The organism is Streptomyces sp. NPDC030893 (genome assembly GCF_055571535.1).
In genome coordinates this window covers 302,158-327,138 of the sequence record NZ_JBVIFC010000002.1, presented here as the reverse complement: position 1 = coordinate 327,138, position 24,981 = coordinate 302,158, and the positions used below count along the sequence as shown (strand labels likewise).

The following is a 24,981-nucleotide window of genomic DNA, read 5'->3' as shown; positions in this document are numbered from 1 at the left end:
CTTCGCCATGGGGGCGGGCGGGGTTACGATCGCGCGCATGACTTCCCCGCAGCCCGCTGAAACCCGGACGCAAGGGCGCAGCGCACAGACCGCGACGCTCGCCGAGATCGCGCGTGAGGCCGGCGTCTCCGCACCGACTGTTTCGAAGGTCCTCAACGGGCGGGCGGACGTCGCTCCCGGCACCCGGAGCCGGGTCGAGGGACTGCTGCGCGCCCACGGCTACCGGCGCCGGCGGGCCGAGGCGACCCGCTCGCCGCTGATCGACCTGGTCTTCCACGAGCTGGAGAGCGCCTGGGCGATGGAGGTCATCCGGGGCGTGGAGAACGTGGCCAGGGACGCGGGGCTGAGCGTGGTCCTCTCCGAGAGCGCGGGTCGGCTCACGCCCGGCCGTTCCTGGGCCGATCAGGTGGCCGCCCGCCGCCCGCACGGCGTGATCCTCGTGCTGTCCGGCCTCGACGAGTCCGGCCGGGCGCTGCTGACCAGCCGCTCCATCCCGTTCGTGGTGATGGACCCGGCCGGCGACCCCGGCACCGACGTGCCCTCCATCGGCGCCACCAACTGGCAGGGCGGGCTCGCCGCCACCCGGCATCTCGTCGAGCTGGGCCACACCAGGATCGGCGCGATCAGCGGCCCCTCCCGGATGATGTGCAGCCGCGCCCGCGTGGACGGCTACCGGGCCGCCCTGGAGACGGCGGGGCTCCCGGTGGACCCGGGGTTGATCGTCGCGGGGGACTTCCACCACGACGCCGGCTACCGGCAGGGCCTCGCCCTGCTGCGCCGCGAGGACCGGCCCACCGCGATCTTCACCGGCAACGACCTCCAGGCGCTCGGTCTCTACGAGGCCGCCCGCGAGCTGGGACTGCGCATCCCGGAGGACCTGAGCGTGGTCGGGTTCGACGACCTGCCCCTGGCCCGCTGGGTGGGGCCGCCGCTGACGACCGTACGGCAGCCGCTGACGGAGATGGCGGAGGCGGCGGCCAAGCTGGTCCTCGACCTCGGCAAGGGCGAGGACGCCGCCCCGGCGGCGACCCGGGTGGAGCTGGCGACGAGTCTGGTGGTGCGCAGCAGTACGGCGGCACCGGGCGGGGCCTGAGCCGCTTCGAAAGTTTCGAGTTGTTGGAAGTCTGAGAATTTCACAAGAAAATCTGTCCGGTAGTCGCCGCTCGTCATAATTCGGACTTATGTTCCTGCCCGTGACGGGACATCAGGGGAACGACGGCACCGGCGGTGCGGACATACGGGCCGGGGGCCGGGCGCGGGCACTGAGGATCACGGGATTCTCGCTGGCGGGCCTGCTCCTGCTGGGCGCCGGAGCGGCAGGCTGGGCGTACTGGCAGCTCGACGACAACATCAGCAGCGTCGACATCAACGGTGCCCTGGGCGACGACCGCCCCGCCAGGCCCCTGACCACCGAGTCCGCCGCCGAGCCGCTGCCGACCGGGCCGCTGAACATCCTGGTGCTCGGTTCGGACTCCCGCAGCGGCGAGGAGAACCGGGAACTCGGCGGCGGCGAGGGCGGCACCGCCCGCTCCGACACCGCGATGGTCGTCCACCTCGACGCCGGACGGACCGCCGCGACCGTGGTCAGCATCCCGCGCGACACCCTCGTCGACCGGCCCTCCTGCCCCCTGCCCGACGGGGAGTCGACGCGCCCCGCGTCCGGCGCCATGTTCAACAGCGCGTACGAGGTGGGCGGGCCGGTGTGCGCGGTGAAGACCGTCGAGACGCTCACGGACGTACGGATGGACCACTACATCGAGATCGACTTCGCCGGCTTCGCCCGCCTGGTCGACGCGCTCGGCGGTGTCACCGTCACCACGGAGGAGGACATCGACGACGACCGCAGCCACCTCACCCTGGACGCCGGCACCCACCACCTCGACGGCACCGACGCCCTCGCCCTGGCCCGCACCCGGTACGACATCGGCGACGGCAGCGACCTCGGCCGCATCGAGCTCCAGCAACTGCTGGTCAAGGCGCTGCTGGAGCAGGTCGGCCGGCAGGACCTGCTGACCAGCCCCGCCCGGCTGTACGAGGTCGCCGACGCCGCCACCGGCAGCCTCACCACCGACACCGGCCTCGACTCGCTCGGCGAACTGACCCGCTTCGGGCAGAGCCTGAAGGGACTGGCCTCCCATGGCGTCACCACCGTGACCATGCCGGTGGTCCCCGCGCCCTGGGACCGCAACCGCGTGGTGGCGGACGAGCCGGAGGCGAGCGAGCTGTGGGCCTCACTGAGGTGAGGCGAGGCGAGGCGAGGTGATCACCCGTTCGGCTGATCGAGGCCGGCCCCGGCACGGCGTGCGTCCCGGACGCGTAGCGTCACCGTGTCGCTTGTGCCGCAGTGGCGCCCGCACCCACACTTCCGAGCCGGGTTCCGATCTGGACGAGGTCCTGTGGCAGGCGTGGAAGGCCATGGATCTCCCCGAGGGCTACCGGGCCGAGATCATCGAAGGGGCCATCGAGGTCGCCTCGCCCGGACACCGCAATCTCCAGCGCGACCGCGTCCGCAGGCGCCGTGAGTGCGCACGGGCCGGCATTCCGGTGTACGTGATCGTCGACGACTTCGACGACGACGGGGCGGTGACCGTCCTGACGTGCCCTGCCGGGAAGAAGGCCACGTACGTGGACGAGCACCGGGTCCCCTACGGCACCGACGCGGTGATCCCGGAGGGGCCGGCCAAGGGGTTCGCGATCGGCAAGGAGATCGTCGCGTCCTGAGGCGGTGGCCCGGACCGTCCTCTCAGCGCACCGGGTGGCCCAGCAGCATGGTCGGGGCGCCGTTGACACGGGTGAGGAAGACCGTGACGGACTCGCGGCCGTGCGGCTTGGGCAGCACCTTGCGGCGCAGCTCCTCCGGCTCGACCGCCGACCCGCGCTTCTTGACGGTCAGGGTGCCGACCGAGCGCTCCCGCAGCAGCGCCTTCAGCTTCTTGACGTTGAAGGGGAGCCGGTCGGTGAGCTCGTAGGCGGTGGCGTACGGCGTCGGGCGGTGCTCGTCGGCGGTGATGTAGGCGATGGTCGCGTCGAGGAGCCCGCCGTCGAGTTCCTCGGCGACCTCGGCGACGAGATGGGCCCGGATGACGGCGCCGTCGGGCTCGTACAGGTACCGGCCGGGCGGGCGTACGGCGGGGTCGGGCAGGCCCCGGGAGGCGAGGGTGCGCGGGCCGGGCAGCAGGGTGGCCCGTACCGGGGCCACCTGCCCGGCGCCGAACCACAGCACCGCCTCCTTCACCTCCCCGCCGTCCGAGATCCACTCGGCCTCCGCGCCGGCGGGCACCGCCTCGTGCGGGATGCCGGGCGCGACCTTGAGCGCGGCGGCGCGGGATGCCGTACGGGCCGCCGTGACGGCCCAGGACAGCGGGGGCGAGTAGGCCTCGTGGTCGAAGATGCGCCCCCGCCCGCCGCGCCGGGCCGGGTCGACGAACACGGCGTCGTAGCCGGCCGTGTCCACCTCCGTCACGTCCGCCTCGCGCACCTCGATCAGGTCGGCCAGCCCCAGCGCGTCGGCGTTGGCCCGGGCGGCCGCCGCGGTGAGCGGGTCGCGGTCCACCGCCAGGACGCGGATCCCGGCGCGGGCCAGCGCGATCGCGTCCCCGCCGATCCCGCAGCACAGGTCGGCGACGGAGGTCACGCCGAGCTCCCTGAACCGCCCCGCGCGGTACGCCGCCACACTCGCCCGCGTCGACTGCTCGACCCCGTTGGGCGTGAAGAACATCCGCCGCGCGTCCTGCGCCCCGAACTTCGCCACCGCGCGCTGCCGCAGCCGCGCCTGGCCGAGCGCGGCCGACACCAGTTCGGCGGGGTGCTCGCGGCGCAGCCGGGTCGCGACGGCGAGTTCGCGCGCCGGGTCGGTGTCGCGCACCTCGTCGAGGAGGGCGCGGCCTTCGGGGGTGAGGAGCGGGGCGAGGTCGTTCACCGGGTCATTGTGGGCCAGTCGGTGGACCGTACGCCTCCGGCCGCGGTGTCGGGCCGGGTCCGGGGCGTCCGGCTGCGAGGATCCGGCCCCATGCGAGCAGTACGACAAAACGATAAAAACCGGCCGAGGTGTGGCGTACGTGTGCGTGTACGGACCGCCCTCGCCGTACTCGCTCTCGCCACCATCGCCTCGGCCTGCGGACAGGGCGACGGCGTCGAGGTCGAACCGGCGGGCGGCCAGCAGCCCCTCCAGGCGCCCCCGGCCCGTGCCCTCGACGCCTACGCCACCAAGCTGCGCGCCGCCCACGCCGCACGGGTCGCCGCCGCGAAACGCTGGGGCCTGAAGAAGGTGCCCCGGACGGCCCCGCCGCCCCCGGCGAGGAAGCCGAGGATCACCACCCGCGACGGCTTCGAGGTCGCCGGCCACCGCCGCCTGGGACTCCCCCCGGTCTTCACCACCGTCCCCACCAAGGAGAAGATCCTCTTCCTCACCATCGACGACGGCGAGGAGAAGGACCCCGCGTTCCTGCGGATGATGAGCGAGCTGAAGATCCCGTACACGGCCTTCCTCAGCGACTACCTCGTCAAGGACGACTACGGCTACTTCGAGGAGATGCGGGACCGGGGCGTCGGCCTGCAGAACCACACCCTCCACCACCCCTACCTGCCGGCCCTGTCGTACAGCCGCCAGAAGCGCGAGATCTGCGGCATGCAGAAGGTCATGGAGAAGCGCTACGGCGAACGCCCCGCCCTCTTCCGCCCGCCCTACGGCAACTACGACAAGAACACCCTGCGCGCCGCCAAGTCCTGCGGCATCACCCACGTCCCCCTCTGGAACGAGGAGGTGTTCGTCGACCGCTGGGAGTACCGCGAGTGGGACCGCTCGCTGCACCCCGGCGACATCGTCCTCACCCACTTCCGGGGCCGCGACGACTGGAAGGGCACGATGCCGGACATGGTCCGCCGCTTCCTCGACAAGGTCACGGCCGAGGGATACGCGGTGGCCCGGCTGGAGGACTACCTGTGAGGCGGGGGAGGGCCCTGCCGGCCCTCCTGGCGGCCGTCGCCCTGCTGGGCGCGGGATGCGCCCCGTCGGACGGCCCGCTCCGGCGCGCCGCACCGGCAGGGCCGACGGCGGCGGACAGCGCCTCCCGGGCCGCCCTCCCGCCCGTCGTCGACCACATCCCGACCGACGACAGGGTCGTCTTCCTCACCTACGACGACGGCGCCGAACGCGACCCCCGCTTCATCGACCTGGTGCGCGAACGCCGGCTCCCCGTCAGCATGTTCCTGACGGACAGTGTGGTGGGCCCCGGCTACGCCCACTTCGCCCGGCTGCGCGCGGTCGGCGCGAGCCTGCAGAATCACACCCTCGACCATGCCGCCCTGCGCGGCCTGCCGTACGCCGGCCAGCGCGCCGAGATCTGCGGCCAGCAGCGCAAGCTCACGTCCCGCTTCGGCGTCCGCCCCCGCCTCTTCCGCCCGCCCTACGGCACGTACGACACCACCACCCTGCGTGCCGCCGCCGACTGCGGCATCGCCGCGGTGGTCCTGTGGCGGGCCACCCTGGAACCCGACGGCCACCTCACCTACACCCACGGCCCCCACGATCTGACCCCCGGCGACATCATCTCCGTACCGTCGGGCGAGGCCCCGCCCCTGACACTGGCGCAACGAACGGAACGGCTGCTGGGGGAGTTGGGGCAGCGGGGGCTGAGGGTGGGCCGCCTGGAGGACTACGCAGGGCGTCGCATCCCATCGGGGGCCCCTGACGAACACGACTCGCCTTCCGGCCGGTGGGGGGTCCCTGAGGAGCACCGCTCACATAGCAGCCCGTCTGGGGGTACCCCCTCTGGGGGAGTTTGAGGACGAGGCCCGTTCAGGGCCGAAGCGGGGGCCTGGGGGCGGCAGCCCCCAGTAACGGTCACTGCAACACCGCCAGCTGCACAACCCGGTGCGACCAACGCCCCCACCGCCGACGCGCCGCACGGCAACTGGCACTCCGCTTGACCGAGTGCTAACCGCAGTCATAGTCTCAGTTCTGGCACTCCCCCCTGGAGAGTGCCAACACACGCGACGGGCAGGTCCGGCACCCGCGACGACGGATCGACCTGGTCGCCACCTCAGACAGTTAACCCCGTGAGATCTCCGAAGGGGGAGGTCGGATCGTGACGACCGCCAGCTCCAAGGTTGCCATCAAGCCGCTCGAGGACCGCATCGTGGTCCAGCCGCTCGACGCCGAGCAGACCACGGCTTCGGGCCTGGTCATTCCGGACACCGCCAAGGAGAAGCCCCAGGAGGGCGTCGTCCTGGCCATCGGTCCGGGCCGCATCGAGGACGGCAAGCGCGTCGAGCTCGACGTGAAGGTCGGCGACGTCGTTCTGTACAGCAAGTACGGCGGCACCGAGGTCAAGTACAACGGCGAGGAGTACCTCGTCCTCTCGGCCCGCGACGTCCTCGCGATCGTCGAGAAGTAAGGGAACCCCGGGGACAACCCCCCGGAGCACCCGACCTCGAAGCAAGCACTTTTGCTCGAACACCGCGCCCCTGGCCCCAGCATCCGACAAGGAGCCGGGTGACCGGGGGCGCGGTGATTTCACCTAGATTTCCGAGAGGGCTCCCGCTGCCATGGCGAAGATCCTGAAGTTCGACGAGGACGCCCGTCGCGCCCTCGAGCGCGGCGTCAACAAGCTTGCCGACACGGTGAAGGTGACGATCGGTCCGAAGGGCCGCAACGTCGTCATCGACAAGAAGTTCGGCGCCCCCACCATCACCAACGACGGTGTCACGATCGCCCGCGAGGTCGAGATCGAGGACCCGTACGAGAACCTCGGCGCGCAGCTGGTGAAGGAGGTGGCGACCAAGACCAACGACATCGCGGGTGACGGCACCACCACCGCCACCGTGCTGGCCCAGGCGCTGGTCCGCGAGGGCCTGAAGAACGTCGCCGCCGGTGCCTCCCCGGCCGCCCTGAAGAAGGGCATCGACGCCGCCGTTGCCGCGGTCTCCGAGGACCTGCTCGCCTCGGCCCGCCCGATCGACGAGAAGTCCGACATCGCCGCCGTCGCCGCGCTGTCCGCCCAGGACCAGCAGGTCGGCGAGCTCATCGCCGAGGCGATGGACAAGGTCGGCAAGGACGGTGTCATCACCGTCGAGGAGTCCAACACCTTCGGCCTGGAGCTGGACTTCACCGAGGGCATGGCCTTCGACAAGGGCTACCTGTCGCCGTACTTCGTGACGGACCAGGAGCGCATGGAGGCCGTCCTCGACGACCCGTACATCCTGATCACCCAGGGCAAGATCGCCTCCATCGCGGAGCTGCTGCCGCTGCTGGAGAAGGTCATCCAGGCCAACGCCTCCAAGCCGCTGCTGATCATCGCCGAGGACGTCGAGGGCGAGGCCCTGTCGACCCTGGTCGTCAACAAGATCCGCGGCACCTTCAACGCGGTCGCCGTCAAGGCCCCCGGCTTCGGTGACCGCCGCAAGGCGATGCTGCAGGACATGGCCGTCCTCACCGGCGCCACGGTCGTCTCCGAGGAGGTCGGCCTCAAGCTCGACCAGGTCGGTCTGGACGTGCTGGGCTCCGCCCGCCGCGTCACCGTCACCAAGGACGACACCACGATCGTCGACGGCGGTGGCAACAAGGAGGACGTGACCGGTCGCGTCGGCCAGATCAAGGCCGAGATCGAGACCACCGACTCCGACTGGGACCGCGAGAAGCTCCAGGAGCGCCTCGCGAAGCTCGCCGGCGGCGTGTGCGTCATCAAGGTCGGCGCCGCCACCGAGGTGGAGCTGAAGGAGAAGAAGCACCGTCTGGAGGACGCCATCTCCGCGACCCGCGCCGCGGTCGAGGAGGGCATCGTCTCCGGTGGTGGCTCCGCGCTGGTCCACGCCGTCAAGGTCCTCGAGGGCAACCTCGACAAGACCGGCGACGAGGCCACCGGTGTCTCCGTGGTCCGCAAGGCCGCCGTCGAGCCGCTGCGCTGGATCGCCGAGAACGCCGGCCTCGAGGGCTACGTCATCGTCTCCAAGGTCGCCGAGCTCGAGAAGGGCAGCGGCTACAACGCCGCCACCGGCGAGTACGGCGACCTGGTCAAGGCCGGCGTCATCGACCCGGTCAAGGTGACCCGCTCCGCCCTGGAGAACGCCGCCTCCATCGCCTCCCTGCTGCTCACGACCGAGACCCTGGTCGTCGAGAAGAAGGAAGAGGAAGAGCCGGCCGCCGGCGGTGGCCACGGCCACGGCCACGCCCACTGACGACGTAAGGTCGCCAGCGCCTGAACGAGGGCCCGGCTCCCCGGAAACGGGGCGCCGGGCCCTCGTCGTGCGTACGGCGGAACCATGTCACGGCCGACGTGGTCTCTCCCCACAGCAGTACGAACGTATGAACAGAAGGGGGCGGGCATGCACCAGGTGCTCTACGGGGAAAGGTCCCGAAACCCGCTGGCGCGCACCGTGGAACTCACCGAGAGCGGGCTGCGCCGGGGTGGCAGGAGGACCCCGCTCGACGAACTGAACCTCGCCGCCATGGCAGAAGCGTTTCGGCGGGGGCAGTGGCTCGGAGGCGGCGGCAGCGAGCGCCCCCTGTCCTCCCTCCCCCAGGACCGGGGCGTCATACCGGTCACCCGTGCGACCGGCACCTGCACCCCCCTGAGGACGCATCAGGCCGCCGAGTTCGCCCGCACGCTGGGCGAACTCGCGGTGCGCAGATGCGGCGGACCCGACCAGGTGGCCGCCCTCGCCGCGCGCGCCCGGGCGGAGGGCGTACCGCTGTGGATCGCACGCCGGTACGCGCACGGCCCCGCCGGTCCGGTGACGGTGACCGTGGACCGCCGCTCGGTACGCGCGGACGTCTGGGGCCCGCACGCCCCGGCCGTACGGATCAGAGCCCCGTACGGCTACCGCACCGACACCGCCGACCGGGCGAACGGCCTGATCATGACCGTCGGCGAGATCGCCGCGGAGCTCGAACTCCGCAAGAAGGTCCGCAGGTCCAAGAGCAGGGTGGAGATCCGTCTGCCCGACCGGCAGTGGACCCTGCGCCGCGAGAACGCGGTGACCTCGTCGCTGCTGCGCGACGGCACCCGGATCGCCGTCCTCACCCGCCCGCCCCGGGACTCGGCCCCCGTCCCCGGCACCGTGCTGCTGCCCCTGGCCGACGTCCACCACGAGAGCGCCGACCCCCTGGACGCCGTCATGGCCCACACGGTCGCGGTCTCCTTCGGCCTCGGCGACACCACGGGCACGGCCAGGTTCCGCGCCATGAACCCGGACCGGGACGCGGACGACGACATCTGGGAGTACCCCTGGTTCAGCAACCTCGGCAGGGGCCGCGACGACAACGAACCCGGCGGCGCCGACGGCTGGGGCAGCGACGGCGGGGACGGCGGCGACGGAGGCGGTGGAGGTGGAGACGGCGGTGGAGGCGACGGAGGAGGCGGAGGCGGAGGCGACTGAGCCCCTCCGCGAACCGCGCGACTACGGCGTACCGGGCACCGCCACCACCGCCCAGACGGTCTTGCCGGGGGCACCGGGGCGGGGAGCCGTTCCCCACTCCTTGGCCAGAGCCGCGACGAGGAGAAGCCCCCGCCCGCCGTCCTCCCCGGAGTCGGCGTCCCGCGCCTCGGGCAGCCGCTTACCCCGCGCGTCGGCGACCTCGACGCATACGTACCCGCCGTCCTCCCTGCTGAGCCGCAGCTCGGCGTCCCGGCCGGGCATCCGGCCGTGGGTGACGGCATTGGCGCCCAGCTCGGCGACGATCAGTTCCACGGCATCGTGCACGGGGGTGCCGTACCGCCAGCCCCAGGCGTCCATCTGGCAGGACGCGAGCCGGCGGGCGAGCCGGGCACCGCGCGGGGACGGGGTGAAGCGGAACGAGAACACCGTCTGATCGGCGAGCGGAAGCGGCAGCGCGGACCGCCGCTCCTGGCGTGGGGAAGTCGTCATGCCCCGAAGGTCCCGCGCCGACACCCCCGCTCACCAGGAGCGACGTCCCCACGGCGGTCCTCTGTCGGGGTGGCGGGCGACAGCGTCGGGCCTGTCGGGGCGCGGGCGTCCGTCGGCCCGCTCCGACGGCTCTCCGCTGCAGCCGTATGCGCGGTCAGACGGGCTCGAGGAGGTCTACGACGGAGAGCCCGGTTTCGCCGTTGACGAGAGTCAGGGCGATGTCGGCGCGAGCAGCCAGGGCGAGCGGATCAAGGCCTTCGACGTAATCGGCGTGGATGATCCGGTCCAAGCCCGCTCCGACCAAGGGGGCGGAGGTGCGGAGTGAGGCTTCCAATGCCACGCCCTGGGTTGCGCCGCCGTGCAGAATGATGTTCCGGGTCCGGTACAGGCGCCGGAGTGCGATCCGGAAGGCACCGGCGACATCGTTCAGAACCGGGCGCGGATTCTGCACCAGGTCGGCCATGCGCTGCGCGGCTGGACGGTCGCTGTACTTCGTGGAGGCGCCGGTGAAGTCCAGCGCCGTGGCCCCGTGGGTGAGCAGGGCCTCTGCGACCACGCGGGCTCGCTCCTGATTCGTAGTGCATCCTGCTACCACCCGGGCGAGTTCGTCCGGCGTGCGTGGCTTGTGCCGGTGCGCGAGGGCAGTGAGCTCGGCCCGGGGCCAGGAACACGCGATGATGGCCGCCATCCGGTCTGCCGCCACTGCCTTACCGGACCGTTCGCCCTCTCCCTTGGGGTCATCGGGGTTCGACAGCAGCGACTCGATGGCTGCCCAGGCGCCCGCCACGGCCGGAGCCAATGGACCACGATTGACCGCGGCCGCCAGCTCCAGGGCGTCGTCGGTCCGACTGAGGGCGCCTGCGACCTTGTACAGGTGACCCTCATTGACCAGGGTCAGGACATCTGCGCCGCGCGCGGGGGGATTGAGTGGGATGGGACGGGGGTGGCCGGCGACCCAGATATGAGGGAGGGGTCGCACACCGCCCCGGTCGCGGCGCAAGAACTGCGAGCGGGCTGTCATCCGCTCCAGCATCTGACGAGCCTGCTCGGCGGCGCTGAAGGGATCGAGGGCCGTGAACCGGTAGACGAACCCGCCGCCGGGCCGGATGCCCGCGGTGTCGTGACCGTGCTCACGCAGCCAGGCCACGACCTTGCCTTTGCCGTACCAGTGTTCCAGCGGTTCGGCGAGCTCGCGCCGGGGCATCTTCTCCACGCCACCAGGACGTCGTACGTGCGGGCCTGCGCACGGGCCAGCTCGACCGCCGCAGCCGCCGTGTCGGCCGTAGTGGCATGCGCGTCGTACAGCTCCTTCGCCCAGGCCTTCAGACAGCTGGCGCTGTAGCCCAGGTCGAGGAGGTGAGAGGCCACGGTTCGGGAGAACCTCTCCGGTTTGACGCGCTGATCGACGGGAGCGCTGACCGCCGTCGCCCACCTCTCCAGATAACCGGAGCGGACATGGCCGATGATCTCCTTGAGCCGACGACGCGCGGGACTGGGGTCCGGCAGCGGATGCTTCAGCAGGCTGGTGAGTTCCTTGCGTAGCTCCTTGTCTCCAAGGCCTCGGTCAGGGCCGATCAGAGCGCCGAGCTGGATACGCTGCCAGTCACACGCGCCCGGTGACAGTACTCCGTGGGCCTGCCAGTAACCGGCCTCCCAGAGTTCTTCCAGGGCCAGCACCGAACCTATGTCCCAGAGACGACGCGCCCACGGCGTGCCCTCATCGGTGAAGAAGTCCGCCATCCGGGCGAGCACATGCCGGGCATAGGGGTCAGAAGCGGAGGCCGTAACCATCGCAGCACCCTAGCGGAGGCCGAGATCTGCCACCGCAGGTCGAGCAAAGTCGTGTTACCGTTATCGCAGACTTAAAGGGGCACCCGCCGTTCAACGGCCGCTGCCCCTTTCTTCTTGCCCTCGTAGAGTCCCAGGCTCTGCGTCCCCTGTCGGTGGGGCCGCGCTATCGAGGAGCGATGAACCCCATCACCCCGGCAGCGGGCGCGCCTCGTTGTCGTCCGTCACCTCGTACACGTCGATCCGCAGCAGCTCGCGGACGTGGGCGGGAACCCGCTCGACGGCCTTCGCGGACGAGGACGGCACGACGAGTGCGTACCGTATGCGGGTGTCCTGGCTGGTCATGCGGCGCAGGAGCTGCCCGTAGGCGATGTCGGCGCCAATGCCCTTCTCCTTGGTGCGGCCCTTGGCCTCACAGATCAGCCGCTCCTCGCCGCGCACCGCTTCGGTCCAGCGGTCCGTGGGCTCGACCGGCGTCCACCCCGCGCCGAGCAGCCAGGCACGGAAGGCGTCGGTGATCCGGTCCTCGTCGCTGTCCCGGACCAGCATCTTCCGCAGCGCCGCCAGATCGGCCTCCTCGCTGCGCCGCAGCCGCCCGCGTCCGTCCGCGTCGAGGTCGGCCGGCCGGACGACGACCAGCCGCAGCCCGTGGGCGGGGATCTCGGTGTCGCGGCGGGCGTCGTACAGGGCCCGCTGCTCGCCCTGGTGGACACCGCTCACCGTGAGCCGGTTCGGCTTGTCGAAGTGAGGTACCGGCTGGTCGCGCGGGAGCTCCCGGTACTCGACCACCAGCCGGTGCCCGGGCCAGTAGGCGTCGACCGGCAGCCGGACCTGACGGCCACCTGCCCCCGGGGCGGTCGCGTGGCGTCATGACGCGCGGTGTGTCGGGCCCCTGTGACAACGGTGCCCGTGCGGCCCGTCCGGGTCATCGGGGTACGCCGGGACCCGTGCCGCGCCGCACGGCACCGCCTGTCAGGCCCGGTGGCCGGCCGGCGGCGACGCGGGGAGGCGGCTGGGTGAGGCATCGGGGGCAGCGTGTCTCGTGGCCGGTCGGCCGGAAGAGGGTCGCTTGCACGTGGTCGCCCTCGCATTCCCGGAAGGCGGCGAGGCGGCTGGACGGGCGGGCGGGGGCGGAGCGTTCGGCGGTCGGGGTGCGGCCGGTCGGGGTGGGCGCGGGCGGCACGTCGCGGAGGAGGTAGCGCAGGAGCCCGCCGGGGCGGTGGACGGGGGTGCCGTCGTCGGGGAGGCCCCGCAGGATGTGGGTGCGGATGGCGGTGGGGGCGTGACCGGCGGCGAGCCAGCGGGCGACGAGGCGGGCCAGTTCGTCGTGCATGCCCCGGGGGACGCGGCGCAGGTCCGGGGAGAGGCGGAGGAGGGCGGCGACGAGGGCGCGGGCGGCTTCGGGGACTTCGGTGGTCTCCGGGGCGGGCTCGGACTCCGGGTCCGGCTTCCGCTCCGGCTCGGCGGGACGGTGGGAGGTGTTCTCCCCGGGGTCTTTCCTTGGATGACCGTCGGTGGGCGGAGGGGCCGGAGCACCGGCCGCCGGAACGCGGGTACTCGGAGCGACCTGCGGCGATGCGTCGGCGGCGGGTACGTGTACGGGCAGTCGGGCGAGGATCTTGGCGGCCTCGATCTCGCTCAACGGCACGTCGGAGACGAGCTGTTGGGTGACCCAGTGTCCGCCGGGCCCCTGGAGCCGCCGCTCGTGCACGAACCCCTCCTCCTTCAGCTGCCGCTTGGCCTGCGTGAAGGCGCACGCGCCGATGCGGGCGCGCTCGGCGGTGCGCGACAGCGACTCGCGCGCCCCGTCGGGGAGGGAGAGCTGCCAGGTCAGCAACCGCACGGCGTGGGAGGACAGCCGGGGATGCCGGATGAGGTCGTGGGAGAACTGGGAGAAGGCGCGCGGGGGCGCGATATGGTGCCGGTAAATCACGGTGGAGGTCCGATCCACTGGTGGTTCAAGGCCCTCGCGGACGGGTGCAACCGCCGCGGGGGTCGCCTTCGTTCCGTGCCCGGTGTGGCACGCGGAAGACGTGATGTCGAGGCGACGCTACCGTACGCACCGTGTACGGGTGGTCGCGTTGAGTGAAGAAGGCTTGCGTGGAGAACACTCGGGAAGGACCGGCGGACAACGCGTTCGACGTCGATGTCGCTTGGGATGCGGTCACCAGGTCTCGCGAGCGGGACGACGCCTCCGGGGAAGCGCTGGCCCTGACCGTACTGGGACAGGCCCTCGACGAGGCCGGCCGCTCCGACGAAGCCGATTACCTCCACCGGCGGGCCCATGACGTCACCCCCACCGGAACCGTTCGTCTGGTCCAGGCGGAGCTTCTCATGCAGCGCGGCTTCGAGTTGGAGCAGGACGGGGGCGACCCGGACACAGCCTGGGGCGAATGGTTCGGGAAGAACGAACGAGAGGCCGAGATCGTCAGGCAGCGTGAAAGGGCGCTCTCCGCCGCTCAGAGCGCGTTCCGCCAGGCGGGGAGGATCTTCCGCACGGCCGGCATGCGGGAACGCGGTGATGACGCGGCTCGTCGGGCCCATGGGCTCCAACCCTCCCGGTTCAGGCACTTCTCCTGGTACCTACAGGTACTCCAGCCCTACGCGAAAGAGGTCGATGTGAACGGTGATTCCGGCTCCGCGGAATCCTCGACGCCCAGTTCTGCGGAGCCACCGAGGCCGGTTCCCCGTTCGGGCTTGCCGGAGAAGTGCGGGGAAGCCGGTGCGGAGTACCCGGGCGGTGCGCACGCAGCGCCCGGGTCGCTCTTCGAGGAGATCCTCGTCGGGTTCCTCGCCGTCAAGTTCCTCGGGCCGTTCCTCGAAGCCTTCGCCGGCAAGCTCGGAGAGCAGTTCGGAGAGTCTGCCGTCCGTGCACTCGGGCGCATCAGGGTGACACGCAGGCGCGGCACGGACTCCAGGGATCTGGAGATCGACGATCCGGACACCGGCGTCCCGACGGTCCTGGTCCTGCCGGAGGACTTCACAGAGGAGGCTCAACTCGCCCTCATCGGCCTCGACGTCACCGCAGAGGAGGTGCGCGGAACGACCCTGCGCTGGAACCCGGACACGGTGGCTTGGGAAACGGTGGAGGACGAGCAGGACTCCTGAGGCACCTGCATCGCGCTGTGCGCAGGAGAGTTCACTCGTCCGGCGCAATTCTTGCTGGCCCCGGCGTGGTTGATGTGGGGGCGTCCTACGGTGCGAGCACGGGTGACCGGTGGACGGATGTGCTGAGGGGGCTGGTGCGATGGAGTCGGGAGCGGACTCGGGTGCGGGCGTGGACGGTGCGGGCGCCGAGTCCAACGGGGAGTTCCTGCGGTGCTTCGGCCGCCAGATGAAGCTGCTGCGGGAGGCCGCGGGGCTGACGCAGGCGCAGTTGGGGGAGCGGGTCGGGTACGGCGAGGCGCTGATCGCGGCGGTGGAGCAGGGGCGGCGGATTCCCCGCCCGGAGTTGGTGGACGCGGTGGATCGGGAGGTGGGCGGGCGGGGATTGTTGGTTGCCATGAAGGGGGAGGTGGCGAAGGCTCGGTATCCGTCGTTCTTCCGTGAGTTCGCGGCCTTGGAAGCCGACGCTGCCGAACTGCATGCCTACGACGCCCATGTCGTCAATGGCTTGCTGCAAGGCGAGGAGTACGCACGCGCGGTCTTCAGCATGTGGCGGCCACTGGTGGATGCGGAGACCATCGAGCAACGGGTGTCCGCGCGTTTGGACCGGCATAAGTTGCTGACTCGGCGCCCCAAGCCGCTGCTGAGCTTCGTCATCGAGGAAAGCGTCCTGCGCCGGCCCCTTGGGGGTGCGGACGCCATGCGTGCCCAACTGGAGCACCTGCTGCTCGTCGGGCACGAACGCAACGTAGAGCTCCAGGTGATGCCGACAGGTCGTGACGAACATGCCGGAGTGGCAGGGCCCTTCACATTGATCCTCACGCGGCAACAGCAGAGGATGGCGTACACGGAGGTGCAGAGCAACAGCGCCCTGCATACGGCGCCAGCGAAGGTCCAGGGGTTCGAGTCCACATACGGAGTGCTGCGGGCGCAAGCGATGACCCCCAGGGAGTCACTGGCCTGGATCGAGAAGCTCTTGGGAGAGTTGTGAACGCCAACGACGATCAGGCAGCCGAGCTGACCTGGGTGAAGAGCAGCTACAGCGCTGGCGATGGTGGCCAGTGCGTCGAGATCGCGGACGCCGGTGCGGCCGTACTGGTCCGTGATTCCAAGTGTCCGGACGTGGCGATCCTCAATGTGCCGTCCGCCCAGTGGACGGCGTTCGTGCGGATGGCCGCAGGCGTCTGAGGCGAACGAGGGGCGGTGGGGCGCCGCTTGTGCTCCCTGCCGCACCGTCCGGTCGCCGCTGCCGGAATCCGTTTGTTGCCGTGCGGCAGGCGGCCTACTGTGGCGCCGTGACGACGCGGATGATCATTCTCAATGGTGGGTCGAGTTCCGGGAAGTCCGGGATCGTGCGGTGTCTGCAGGCCGTACTGCCGGAGCCGTGGCTCGCATTCGGGGTCGACTCGTTCGTCGACGCGTTGCCCGCGAAGCTGCAGGCGTCCGACGCGGGACTCGACATCGCGGCGGACGGCACGGTGAACGTCGGCGCGGAGTTCCGGGCGCTGGAGACGGCCTGGACCGAGGGGATCGTGGCGATGGCCCGCGCGGGCGCCCGGATCATCGTCGACGACGTGTTCCTCGGCGGGGCCGCGTCCCAGCGGCGGTGGCAGGAGGCTCTCGGCGAGGTGGGCGTGCTGTGGGTCGGTGTCCGGTGCGACAGTGCCGTCGCCGCCGGGCGGGAGACCGCGCGGGGGGACCGGGTCCAGGGGATGGCAGCGTTGCAGGCGGACGTGGTGCACGAAGGCGTCGTCTACGACCTGGAGGTGGACACCACGCACACCGAGTCCCTGGTGTGCGCGCACACCATCGCCGCCAAGGTGCGCTGACGGCCCGGGCGGCTCAGAGTTCCGTCGGCTCCAGCGCCCCCAGCTGCGCCATCAGACCCAGCCGGTCGTACTGCCACCAGCCCTCGACGATCTTGCCGTTGCCGCCGAAGCGGAAGACGGTCGTGCCGGTCATGGCGGCCTTCCTTCCCGTGGGCGGGATGCCGAGGAAGTCGGCCTTGTGGGTGCCCTCCCAGCTCCAACGGGTGCACACCCGGTCGTCCTGGGCGATCTGGTCCTCGATGCGGAACGAGAAGTCGAAACCGCCCCGCCACACGTCCATCTCGCGCCGGAAGTGGTCGAGGCCGATGATGTCCTGCTCGTTCGCCGGATCGTGGTCGCGGTAGTGCTCCTCGACCAGGCCCGTCATCGCGGACAGGTCGTCCGCCGTGGTCAGGACCTCGAAGAAGCGCCGCGCGGAGTCCGTGTTCAGCCGCGCGTCGCGCACCACGTCCAGGTCCGTGAAGGTCGGCGTTCCCTCACAGAGGGCCACCATCTCCCGGAAGATCCGGTCGGTCTCCGGAAGCTTCGAGTTCCGCATCGCCTCCTCGTACGACGGGAACTCCACGATCTCGACGACGTGCGAGGTGTCCGAACGGTCCTGGCCGACCACCGCGTGCGTCGCCGTCCGTTTCCCCTTGGTCTGCTCGACCCACTGGTCCATGAGCCGGTCGATCTCCTCGAACCGGTTCGTCCTGCAGTCGATGAGCTGTAGGAAGGTCATGACATCACCGCCTCCGGCCCCCCTGGGTCCGGCTGCCCCGTCCCTCCATTCTGCTCCGGGGAGCGGCCATGCGTCCCGCCGGCCGCCCGCGTGGCCGGACGGGGTGCCCCCGCCCGGGACCACCGGGGCTCTACCGGGGGCCGTACTTCCGCCCCGTCCGCGACGAGATTCCGCCCAGCAACCCGCGCGGGACCAGCTTCGCCGCCCCCATCAGCGCCTTGTACCGGGGGTCCGGGATCGACAGCATCTTGCCCCGGGCCAGATCCGCGAGCGCCGCCGAGGCGACCTTGTCCGCGTCCAGCCACATCCAGCTCGGGATGTTGTCCGTGCCCATCCCGGCCCGCTCGTGGAACTCGGTGCGCACGAAGCCGGGGCAGAGCACCATCAGGCGTACGCCGTGGCCCGCGAGGTCCATTGCCGCGCCCTGGGTGAACTGCACGACCCACGCCTTGGACGCCCCGTAGGTCCCGCGCGGGAGGAACGCGGCGGTCGAGGCGACGTTCATGACACCCCCGCGCCCGCGCTCCCGCATCGCCTCCACGGCGGCCGACGTCAGCCGGAGCACCGCCTCGCAGTGCACCTTGAGCATCCGCAGCTCATCGGCCATGGGCACTTCCAGGTAGCGGCCCTTGTTGCCGAAACCGGCGTTGTTGATCAGCAGGTCGACGGGGTTCTTGCGGTCGCCGAGCCGGTCGGCCACCGCTTCGATGCCCTTGTCCTGAGCCAGGTCGGCGGTCAGTACTTCCGCCTCGATACCGTGGCGGTCGTGCAGCTCGGTCGCCTGTTCGCGCAGCCGGCCGGTGTCGCGGGCCACCAGCACCAGGTCATGTCCGTCGGCCGCCAGCCGCCGCGCGAACGCGGCACCGATCCCAGCCGTCGATCCCGTAATCAGAGCCGTTGTCATGGCGCAAGACTAGTTACCCGGAGCGGGGGCGTCCGCTCAGCGTCTTCCTCCTGTGCGGCGTGACCGGACGGCTCCGCCGTGTTCGGCCGTACGACCGTGTTCCGCGTGGCCCGGCGGGTGCCGGCCCGCCGGCCCTTGTCCACGGCCGCGGAGAAGACGCTTCCGGCGCAAGCCACGACGGGGAGCGCCGGGTGGACTCTCCCCGGCCGGCGCCGCGTTTCGCGAGATGGGAGTTGGCATGCCCCAAGCCTCGTCGGCCACGGCCCACTGGACATCGGGGGACCGCCCCTATCCGCCCCTGAGTGAACCCCTGCCCGCCGTCCGGGGTTTGCCCCTAGGAGCCGTGCGGCGCCCGGCCGTCCGCGGTGGCCCGTCCGGGAAGGGGAGACGCGGCCGGACGGCCGACCGCCCGGCGGTGACGGAGCGTCAGCTCGACTGGTCCGCCCCGTACTTCTCCAGGTACCGGCGTGCCGCCGCAGCCGACTCGGGGTGCAGGGCCGGACCGGCCTCGGGCAGTCGCGACAGCAGCGTCCGCTCGGTCGTCATCGCCCGGAACTGCAGAGCCACCGTCACCTCGTGATCGGGGCGGTGAAGGATCCGTACGGTGTCGCCCGCCCGTATCCCGCCCGGCCGGATCACCCGCAGATACGCCCCCGGGGCACCCCGCTCCGTGAACCGCTTCACCCAGCCCTTCTCACCCAGATGGCCCTGGAAGGTGCGGCAGGGAATGCGTCCGGAGGTGATCTCCAGGACCACCTCCGGCCCGACGGCCCAGCGCTCACCGATCAGGGCGCCGGACACGTCGATGCCCTCGGTGGTGAGGTTCTCGCCGAACGAGCCGTTCGGCAGCGGGCGCCCCAGCGTGGGCTCCCACTCGTCGAGGTCCTCGCGGGCCACGGCGTACACCGCCTGGTCGTCGCCGCCGTGGTGCCGCGTCTCGCACACGGCGTCCCCGGCCAGGCCGCTCCCGCCGACCCCCTTCGGTCCCGGCGCCGCCACCCGTACCGGCCCGTCCACCGGCTGCTTGTCGATGCCCGTCACGCCGTCGCGCTGGTCCGTGTACGGCACGCTCTTGGGGCGGCCCACGTTCACTGACAGAAGCTTCATGGGTCGCACGGTAAGCGATGGGCATCAAAGCGTCGACGCATTATCCGGCGCCGTACCAAAGGACCGCTTATCCTTGAGGCGTGATAGAAGCCCGCCATCTCCGTGTGCTGCGCGCCGTCGCCACCACCGGTTCCTTCTCCGCGGCAGCCCGTGAACTGGGCTGCACCCAGCCCGCCGTCAGCCAGCAGATGAAGGCCTTGGAGGCGTCGGTCGGCACACCCCTGCTGGTCCGCACGGGCCGCGAGATGCGCCTCACCCAGGCCGGCGAGGCGCTGGTGCGGCACGCCGCCGGGATCATCGCCGGACTCACCGCGGCCGAGGAGGAGGTCGCCGCGATCGCGGGGCTGCGCGCGGGCCGGGTCCGGCTCGTCTCCTTCCCCAGCGGCAGCTCCACCCTGGTCCCCACGGCCCTCGCCGCCCTGCGCGACGCCCACCCGGGCACCCGGGTCTCCCTGGAGGAGGCCGAGCCGCCCCGCTCCGTGCGGATGCTGCGCGAGGGCGACTGCGACGTGGCCCTCGCCTTCCGGTACGAGGGGGCGGCGGGCGCCGAGGAGTGGGACGACCTCGTCGTACGGCCGCTGCTGTCCGACCGGCTCGTGGGGCTCCTGCCGGAACGGCACCGGCTCGCCCGCGCGGAGTCCCTCGCCATCGGCGAACTCGCCGGTGAACCGTGGATCGCCGGCTGCCCGCGCTGCCGGGGCCAGCTGGTCGAGGTGTGCGAGACGGCCGGCTTCACCCCGCGGATCGACTTCGCGACCGACGACTATCCGGCGGTCGCCGGACTGGTCGGCGCCGGCCTCGGGGTCGCGGTCCTGCCCCAGCTGGCCATCGAGTCCGTACGGCCCCGGGGCGTGCGCACCGTGGCGCTGGAGCCCGCCGTGCGGCGGGAGATCGTCGCCCTCACCCTCCCTGACCTCGCCCAGGTGCCCGCGGTCGCCGCGACGCTGGAGAAACTGGCGGCGGCCGCGGCCCGCTGAACGGTGCGGCGGCCCGCTCTCGGAAAGCGGAAGCAGGCCGCGGAGCCCCGCAGAAGAACAAAGGGCACGCGTGCGTGCCCGGTGTTTTTTGGAGAAACGTTCCTTCAGTTGTTCGAGGCGGTGGCGTGTCCGCCGCCGGCCGACGCCGACACCAGCCGGTTGCGCGCCCGCCCCATCAGCTCTTCGCGCTCGTCCTCGGTCAGGCCGCCCCACACGCCGTACGGTTCGCGAACCGCCAGCGCGTGTGCGGCGCACTCGGCGCGTACCGGGCACCTCATGCAGACCTCTTTGGCCGAGTTCTCGCGAGCGCTCCGAGCCGCACCACGCTCGCCCTCGGGGTGGAAGAACAGCGAGCTGTCCACTCCGCGGCAGGCAGCCAGGAGCTGCCAGTCCCACAGGTCCGCGTTCGGTCCGGGAAGGCGGGAGAAATCTGCCATTGCGTGACCCCTTGTAGCCGTTCTGGGCGGATCCGGTGTCCACGACCGTACAACTACGATCCAAGGAGATGAAAATATGACTCATTGCGAATCTAGCCCCGGACACCATCAAAGGGGAAGAAAAGGGTCTGAATGGGGCATGGGTTGTGGTGAAAGTACGGGGGTACGTCGCGCATGCCTCCACGTGAACGCCTCCTCACGTAGAGTGCCGAAGATGGCAGACGGCCCCGTAACTCTTTCGAGTGACCGTCGTTGAGAGTGCGAGGCGGTTGAAGGAACAAGCGCTCGGGCGGGCGTCCGAGACGGTCGACCGCACAGGTGACGATTTCGTACCAGCCTGGAGGCTCAAGGTGACGCGCATCAGCTGCGGAGGGCGGCCATGACTTCCGTCCTCGTCTGCGACGACTCCCCGCTTGCCCGAGAGGCGCTCCGCCGCGCGGTCGCGACCGTGCCCGGCGTCGAGCGCGTGACGACGGCTGCCAACGGCGAGGAAGTCCTCCGCCGCTGGGGAGCCGACCGCTCGGATCTGATTCTGATGGACGTACGCATGCCCGGTCTGGGCGGCGTCGAGACGGTCCGCCGGCTGCTGTCCGCCGACCCGGGAGCGCGCATCATCATGCTCACCGTCGCCGAGGACCTCGACGGCGTGGCGCTCGCGGTCGCCGCCGGCGCGCGCGGCTACCTGCACAAGGACGCCTCCCGCGCGGAGCTGCGCGCCACGGTCACGCAGGCGCTCGCCGACCCGACCTGGCGGCTCGCCCCCCGCCGGCTGCGCTCGGCCGAGATGGGCGCCGCTCCCACGCTCACCGCGCGTGAGATCCAGGTTCTCGAAGGCATGAGCCACGGCCGCTCCAACGCGGAGATCGGCCGCGAGCTGTTCCTCTCCGAGGACACCGTCAAGACCCACGCGCGACGGCTCTTCAAGAAGCTCGGCGCCTCGGACCGGGCCCACGCGGTGGCGCTCGGGTTCCGGTGGGGCCTGGTGCGCTAAGGCCCGTCCTCCGGGCCGGGCCGGACGTCGCGTACGGCATCGGACGCGGACGTGTGCCGGGCCGCCGTGGGCGCGCGGTGGAGCGGGTCCGTGTCGCACCGTTGTGTGTGGCGACGAGCGTCCGCGGGTGCCGCGCGCGCCCGTCCCGTGGCGCGAATGCATCGGTGGCTCGCTGCCCGGGCGACGCGGATTCCCGGGTACCCCTGGTCCGCGGTGACGCGGGTTCCCGGATGCCCGGTGGGCACGGAGACCCGGTCCCCCGAGCATGCTCGGCGTGCGGTGCCGCCGGACCCCGGGTGGTGCCCGGGCGCGGTGGCGTGGGCGCACGGATGCCCTGCCCGGTGGGCGGTGTGGACACGGCGGCGCTCTCGGTGTGCGGCCGGGGACGCTCGGGTGTCGCGTGGGTGGGCGCGCGGGTGGTCTGCCCGGTGGGCGGCGTGGTGGTCGGCACGCCCCTGGCCTGCGGCGGGACGGCTGCCGCGATGCCGTCCGCTCACGGTCGCGCGGACGCGGTGCAGCTCCCCGCGTGCGGCGCGTCCGCCGGTGACAGCACACGCGGGCGGGTCGCCGCGCACCTTCCGCGTTCCCGCGGAGCCGGAGCGGCGGGCGCCCGGCCACCGTCGTACGGCCGCCCCGCGCGGTGGCGCCGGCGGCACCGGATCCCGGCCCCGCGGAGCACGGGGCGGGGTGGGGCCGGACGGGTCCGGACGGCAGGCGCCGGAGGTGTCCGCGTACGCTGCTCCGACCGCACCGAAAACCCGGCCCACCAGGGCCTTCGTGGTGGCCGGAAGGTGCCCGCTGCTCGTTTCGCCGCGGATGGCGCATCCTTGAGGTGTGGAGTTCCTCGGGGACGAGTCGGTCGAGCGGAAGGGGAGGGCGCAGGGTATGAGTTCCGGCGCACCTGCTCATAACGCTTCGGTGCACAACCAGGGACACGGTGCCGCGGACCGGACGTCCGCAAGGCACCATGGACCGATGCGCGACGACGAGGCGGGCACTGCCCAAGGGGCGATCGGTGCGCTCGTCCATCGCGCCGTCGACGGAGACGAGCAGGCCACGCACGACCTGCTCGCCCACGTCCACCCCCTGGCGCTGCGCTACTGCCGCACCCGTCTGTCCCGGCTGCCCGGCGACGCCCGGCACTTCGTGGAGGACCTCGCCCAGGAGGTCTGCGTCGCGGTGCTCCTCGCACTGCCCCGCTACAAGGACACCGGCCGGCCCTTCGAGGCGTTCATCTTCGCCATCGCCTCCCACAAGGTCGCCGATCTCCAGCGCGCCGCGATGCGGCACCCCGGCTCGACCGCCGTGCCCTCCGACGAGATGCCCGAGCGCCCCGACGACTCCCTCGGCCCCGAAGAGCGCGCCCTGCTCAGCAGCGACGCCGAATGGGCCAAGAAACTGCTGGCCAGCCTGCCCGAGAACCAGCGGGAACTGATCCTGCTGCGCATCGCCGTGGGGCTCACCGCGGAGGAGACCGGCCAGATGTTGGGAATGTCACCCGGCGCCGTCCGAGTGGCGCAGCACCGCGCGCTGAGCCGGCTGCGTGCCCTGGCGGAGCAGTAACGGCCGCCATCGCGCCGCCTCTTGGCATATGAACGGACGATCATCCGTTCCCGTACGAACATACGATCACGGAGCCGTGGGAAACCGTGGAATGAGACACCCGCGCTTCCCGTTAGCATGGACATCCGCACCGATCAAGGCCATTTGGGGAAGGTGTCATGACTGCCAACGTCGACGGAGTGCCCGGAAAATTCGCGACACTCGGGCTGACCTACGACGACGTGCTGCTGCTGCCGGGCGCGTCGGACATGGCGCCCGACCAGATCGACACCGCCTCGTACGTCTCCCGTAACGTGCGGGTCAACATCCCGCTGCTGTCCGCCGCCATGGACAAGGTGACCGAGTCCCGCATGGCGATCGCGATGGCCCGCCAGGGCGGCGTCGGCGTCCTGCACCGCAACCTGTCCATCGAGGACCAGGCCAACCAGGTCGACCTGGTGAAGCGCTCCGAGTCCGGCATGGTCACCGACCCCATCACCATCCACCCGGACGCCACGCTCGCCGAGGCCGACGCCCTGTGCGCGAAGTTCCGCATCAGCGGCGTGCCGGTCACCGACGGCAACAAGAAGCTGCTCGGCATCGTCACCAACCGTGACATGGCCTTCGAGACCGACCGCTCCCGTCAGGTGCGCGAGGTCATGACGCCGATGCCGCTGGTCACCGGCAAGGTCGGCATCTCCGGCCAGGACGCCATGGAGCTGCTGCGCCGCCACAAGATCGAGAAGCTTCCGCTGGTCGACGACCACGGCGTGCTCAAGGGCCTGATCACGGTCAAGGACTTCGTGAAGGCCGAGAAGTACCCGAACGCCGCCAAGGACGGCGAGGGCCGGCTCCTGGTCGGCGCGGCGGTCGGTGTCGCCGGTGACGCCTTCGAGCGCGCCCAGGCCCTCATCGAGGCGGGCGTCGACTTCATCGTCGTCGACACCGCGCACGGCCACTCCCGGCTCGTCGGCGACATGGTCGCCAAGATCAAGTCGAACTCCACCGGTGTCGACGTCATCGGCGGCAACATCGCCACGCGCGACGGCGCCAAGGCCCTCGTCGACGCGGGCTGCGACGGCATCAAGGTCGGGGTCGGCCCCGGCTCCATCTGCACCACACGTGTGGTCGCCGGCGTCGGCGTCCCGCAGGTCACGGCCATCTACGAGGCCGCGCTGGCCGCCAAGGAGGCCGGTGTCCCCGTCATCGGCGACGGCGGCCTGCAGTACTCCGGCGACATCGCCAAGGCCCTCGTCGCGGGCGCCGACACGGTGATGCTGGGCTCGCTGCTCGCGGGCTGCGAGGAGTCCCCGGGCGAGCTGCTGTTCATCAACGGCAAGCAGTTCAAGTCGTACCGGGGCATGGGCTCGCTCGGCGCGATGCAGACGCGCGGCGACCGCAGGTCGTTCTCCAAGGACCGCTACTTCCAGGAGGGCGTCGCCTCCGACGAGCAGCTCGTGCCCGAGGGCATCGAGGGCCAGGTGCCCTACCGCGGCCCGCTCTCCTCGGTCGTCCACCAGCTGGTCGGCGGCCTGCGCCAGTCGATGTTCTACGTCGGCGGCCGCACCGTGCCCGAGCTCCAGGACAACGGACGCTTCGTACGGATCACGTCCGCGGGCCTCAAGGAGAGCCACCCGCACGACATCCAGATGACGGTCGAGGCACCGAACTACAGCCGCAAGTAGGCGGCGGGATTCGGCGAGGGCGGCCCCGGAC

Annotated in this window: 25 protein-coding genes; 16 read left to right on the top strand and 9 right to left on the bottom strand. The window is 71.4% G+C overall.

The window, feature by feature from the left end:
* The first annotated feature begins 37 nt into the window (after positions 1 to 37).
* The 3 genes from ACZ434_RS06160 to ACZ434_RS06150 all read left to right on the top strand — a co-directional run bounded on the left by ACZ434_RS06160 (position 38) and on the right by ACZ434_RS06150 (position 2,721).
* Positions 38 to 1,093: a LacI family DNA-binding transcriptional regulator gene (locus ACZ434_RS06160; protein WP_468452355.1), complete on the top strand. Its 1,056-nt coding sequence runs from the start codon at positions 38 to 40 to the stop codon at positions 1,091 to 1,093.
* An 88-nt stretch (positions 1,094 to 1,181) separates the two neighbouring features.
* Entirely contained in the window at positions 1,182 to 2,243 is a 1,062-nt protein-coding gene (locus tag ACZ434_RS06155) for an LCP family protein (protein WP_468452353.1), read from the top strand.
* A gap of 172 nt (positions 2,244 to 2,415) precedes the next feature.
* On the top strand, positions 2,416 to 2,721 hold the full coding sequence (locus tag ACZ434_RS06150) for a hypothetical protein (RefSeq protein WP_468452351.1): 306 nt from the start codon (positions 2,416 to 2,418) through the stop codon (positions 2,719 to 2,721).
* Between the two features lie 22 nt (positions 2,722 to 2,743).
* Here ACZ434_RS06150 and ACZ434_RS06145 read toward each other — a convergent pair whose 3' ends face one another.
* A complete protein-coding gene (locus tag ACZ434_RS06145; protein ID WP_468452349.1) occupies positions 2,744 to 3,919 on the bottom strand; it encodes a THUMP-like domain-containing protein in 1,176 nt (391 codons plus the stop codon).
* Positions 3,920 to 4,009: 90 nt separating this feature from the next.
* Here ACZ434_RS06145 and ACZ434_RS06140 point away from each other — a divergent pair, with 90 nt between their 5' ends.
* From ACZ434_RS06140 to ACZ434_RS06120, 5 genes are all read left to right on the top strand, one after another.
* On the top strand, positions 4,010 to 4,945 hold the full coding sequence (locus tag ACZ434_RS06140) for a polysaccharide deacetylase family protein (protein WP_468452347.1): 936 nt from the start codon (positions 4,010 to 4,012) through the stop codon (positions 4,943 to 4,945).
* Positions 4,942 to 5,784, top strand: a complete 843-nt coding sequence (locus ACZ434_RS06135) for a polysaccharide deacetylase family protein (RefSeq protein WP_468452345.1) — start codon at positions 4,942 to 4,944, stop codon at positions 5,782 to 5,784. Before ACZ434_RS06140 ends, ACZ434_RS06135 begins: the two co-directional genes overlap by 4 nt.
* Positions 5,785 to 6,086: 302 nt before the next feature.
* Positions 6,087 to 6,395: a co-chaperone GroES gene (gene groES, locus ACZ434_RS06130; protein WP_073932713.1), complete on the top strand. Its 309-nt coding sequence runs from the start codon at positions 6,087 to 6,089 to the stop codon at positions 6,393 to 6,395.
* 151 nt (positions 6,396 to 6,546) lie between these two features.
* Positions 6,547 to 8,175 (top strand): chaperonin GroEL, encoded by a 1,629-nt coding sequence (gene groL / locus ACZ434_RS06125; protein WP_468452343.1) that lies wholly within the window; start codon positions 6,547 to 6,549, stop codon positions 8,173 to 8,175.
* A 147-nt stretch (positions 8,176 to 8,322) separates the two neighbouring features.
* Positions 8,323 to 9,375, top strand: coding sequence for a hypothetical protein (locus tag ACZ434_RS06120; protein ID WP_468452341.1), 1,053 nt, complete (start codon positions 8,323 to 8,325; stop codon positions 9,373 to 9,375).
* A 21-nt stretch (positions 9,376 to 9,396) separates the two neighbouring features.
* On the opposite strand, the gene ACZ434_RS06115 is transcribed toward ACZ434_RS06120, so the two are convergent.
* The 4 genes from ACZ434_RS06115 to ACZ434_RS06100 all read right to left on the bottom strand — a co-directional run bounded on the left by ACZ434_RS06115 (position 9,397) and on the right by ACZ434_RS06100 (position 13,585).
* Positions 9,397 to 9,864: an ATP-binding protein gene (locus ACZ434_RS06115; protein WP_468452339.1), complete on the bottom strand. Its 468-nt coding sequence runs from the start codon at positions 9,862 to 9,864 to the stop codon at positions 9,397 to 9,399.
* A gap of 154 nt (positions 9,865 to 10,018) precedes the next feature.
* Entirely contained in the window at positions 10,019 to 11,077 is a 1,059-nt protein-coding gene (locus ACZ434_RS06110) for a hypothetical protein (protein WP_468452337.1), read from the bottom strand.
* Between the two features lie 764 nt (positions 11,078 to 11,841).
* A complete protein-coding gene (locus ACZ434_RS06105; protein ID WP_468452335.1) occupies positions 11,842 to 12,441 on the bottom strand; it encodes a hypothetical protein in 600 nt (199 codons plus the stop codon).
* 136 nt (positions 12,442 to 12,577) lie between these two features.
* Positions 12,578 to 13,585 carry a hypothetical protein gene (locus ACZ434_RS06100; RefSeq protein ID WP_468452333.1) on the bottom strand — a complete coding sequence of 336 codons (1,008 nt, stop codon included), beginning with the start codon at positions 13,583 to 13,585 and terminating at the stop codon, positions 12,578 to 12,580.
* Between the two features lie 167 nt (positions 13,586 to 13,752).
* Here ACZ434_RS06100 and ACZ434_RS06095 point away from each other — a divergent pair, with 167 nt between their 5' ends.
* The 4 genes from ACZ434_RS06095 (at position 13,753) to cpt (ending at position 16,586) form a co-directional block, all read left to right on the top strand.
* A complete protein-coding gene (locus tag ACZ434_RS06095) occupies positions 13,753 to 14,760 on the top strand; it encodes a hypothetical protein (RefSeq protein ID WP_468452331.1) in 1,008 nt (335 codons plus the stop codon).
* Positions 14,761 to 14,899: 139 nt separating this feature from the next.
* Positions 14,900 to 15,748, top strand: a complete 849-nt coding sequence (locus tag ACZ434_RS06090) for a helix-turn-helix domain-containing protein (RefSeq protein WP_468452329.1) — start codon at positions 14,900 to 14,902, stop codon at positions 15,746 to 15,748.
* Positions 15,745 to 15,945: a DUF397 domain-containing protein gene (locus tag ACZ434_RS06085; RefSeq protein WP_468452327.1), complete on the top strand. Its 201-nt coding sequence runs from the start codon at positions 15,745 to 15,747 to the stop codon at positions 15,943 to 15,945. The genes ACZ434_RS06090 and ACZ434_RS06085 overlap by 4 nt, the downstream gene beginning before the upstream one ends.
* Before the next feature lie 107 nt (positions 15,946 to 16,052).
* Positions 16,053 to 16,586 carry a chloramphenicol phosphotransferase CPT gene (gene cpt / locus ACZ434_RS06080; RefSeq protein WP_468452325.1) on the top strand — a complete coding sequence of 178 codons (534 nt, stop codon included), beginning with the start codon at positions 16,053 to 16,055 and terminating at the stop codon, positions 16,584 to 16,586.
* A 13-nt stretch (positions 16,587 to 16,599) separates the two neighbouring features.
* Here the strand turns inward: cpt and ACZ434_RS06075 are convergent, their stop codons facing one another.
* From ACZ434_RS06075 to ACZ434_RS06065, 3 genes are all read right to left on the bottom strand, one after another.
* Complete coding sequence (locus ACZ434_RS06075) at positions 16,600 to 17,307, bottom strand: ester cyclase (protein WP_468452323.1); 708 nt, start codon at positions 17,305 to 17,307, stop codon at positions 16,600 to 16,602.
* Between the two features lie 130 nt (positions 17,308 to 17,437).
* On the bottom strand, positions 17,438 to 18,211 hold the full coding sequence (locus ACZ434_RS06070; RefSeq protein ID WP_468452321.1) for an SDR family NAD(P)-dependent oxidoreductase: 774 nt from the start codon (positions 18,209 to 18,211) through the stop codon (positions 17,438 to 17,440).
* 426 nt (positions 18,212 to 18,637) lie between these two features.
* Positions 18,638 to 19,318, bottom strand: a complete 681-nt coding sequence (locus tag ACZ434_RS06065) for an MOSC domain-containing protein (RefSeq protein WP_468452318.1) — start codon at positions 19,316 to 19,318, stop codon at positions 18,638 to 18,640.
* Between the two features lie 80 nt (positions 19,319 to 19,398).
* Between ACZ434_RS06065 and ACZ434_RS06060 the strand changes: the two genes are divergently transcribed.
* On the top strand, positions 19,399 to 20,295 hold the full coding sequence (locus ACZ434_RS06060; protein WP_468452316.1) for a LysR family transcriptional regulator: 897 nt from the start codon (positions 19,399 to 19,401) through the stop codon (positions 20,293 to 20,295).
* Between the two features lie 104 nt (positions 20,296 to 20,399).
* Here ACZ434_RS06060 and ACZ434_RS06055 read toward each other — a convergent pair whose 3' ends face one another.
* Positions 20,400 to 20,732, bottom strand: a complete 333-nt coding sequence (locus ACZ434_RS06055) for a WhiB family transcriptional regulator (protein ID WP_468452314.1) — start codon at positions 20,730 to 20,732, stop codon at positions 20,400 to 20,402.
* Positions 20,733 to 21,111: 379 nt separating this feature from the next.
* Here ACZ434_RS06055 and ACZ434_RS06050 point away from each other — a divergent pair, with 379 nt between their 5' ends.
* The 3 genes from ACZ434_RS06050 (at position 21,112) to guaB (ending at position 24,950) form a co-directional block, all read left to right on the top strand.
* Positions 21,112 to 21,723, top strand: coding sequence for a response regulator transcription factor (locus ACZ434_RS06050; protein WP_003948568.1), 612 nt, complete (start codon positions 21,112 to 21,114; stop codon positions 21,721 to 21,723).
* Positions 21,724 to 22,698: 975 nt separating this feature from the next.
* Positions 22,699 to 23,286 carry a sigma-70 family RNA polymerase sigma factor gene (locus tag ACZ434_RS06045; RefSeq protein ID WP_006130726.1) on the top strand — a complete coding sequence of 196 codons (588 nt, stop codon included), beginning with the start codon at positions 22,699 to 22,701 and terminating at the stop codon, positions 23,284 to 23,286.
* 158 nt (positions 23,287 to 23,444) lie between these two features.
* Positions 23,445 to 24,950 (top strand): IMP dehydrogenase, encoded by a 1,506-nt coding sequence (guaB, locus tag ACZ434_RS06040; protein WP_468452311.1) that lies wholly within the window; start codon positions 23,445 to 23,447, stop codon positions 24,948 to 24,950.
* The last annotated feature ends 31 nt before the right edge of the window (positions 24,951 to 24,981 follow it).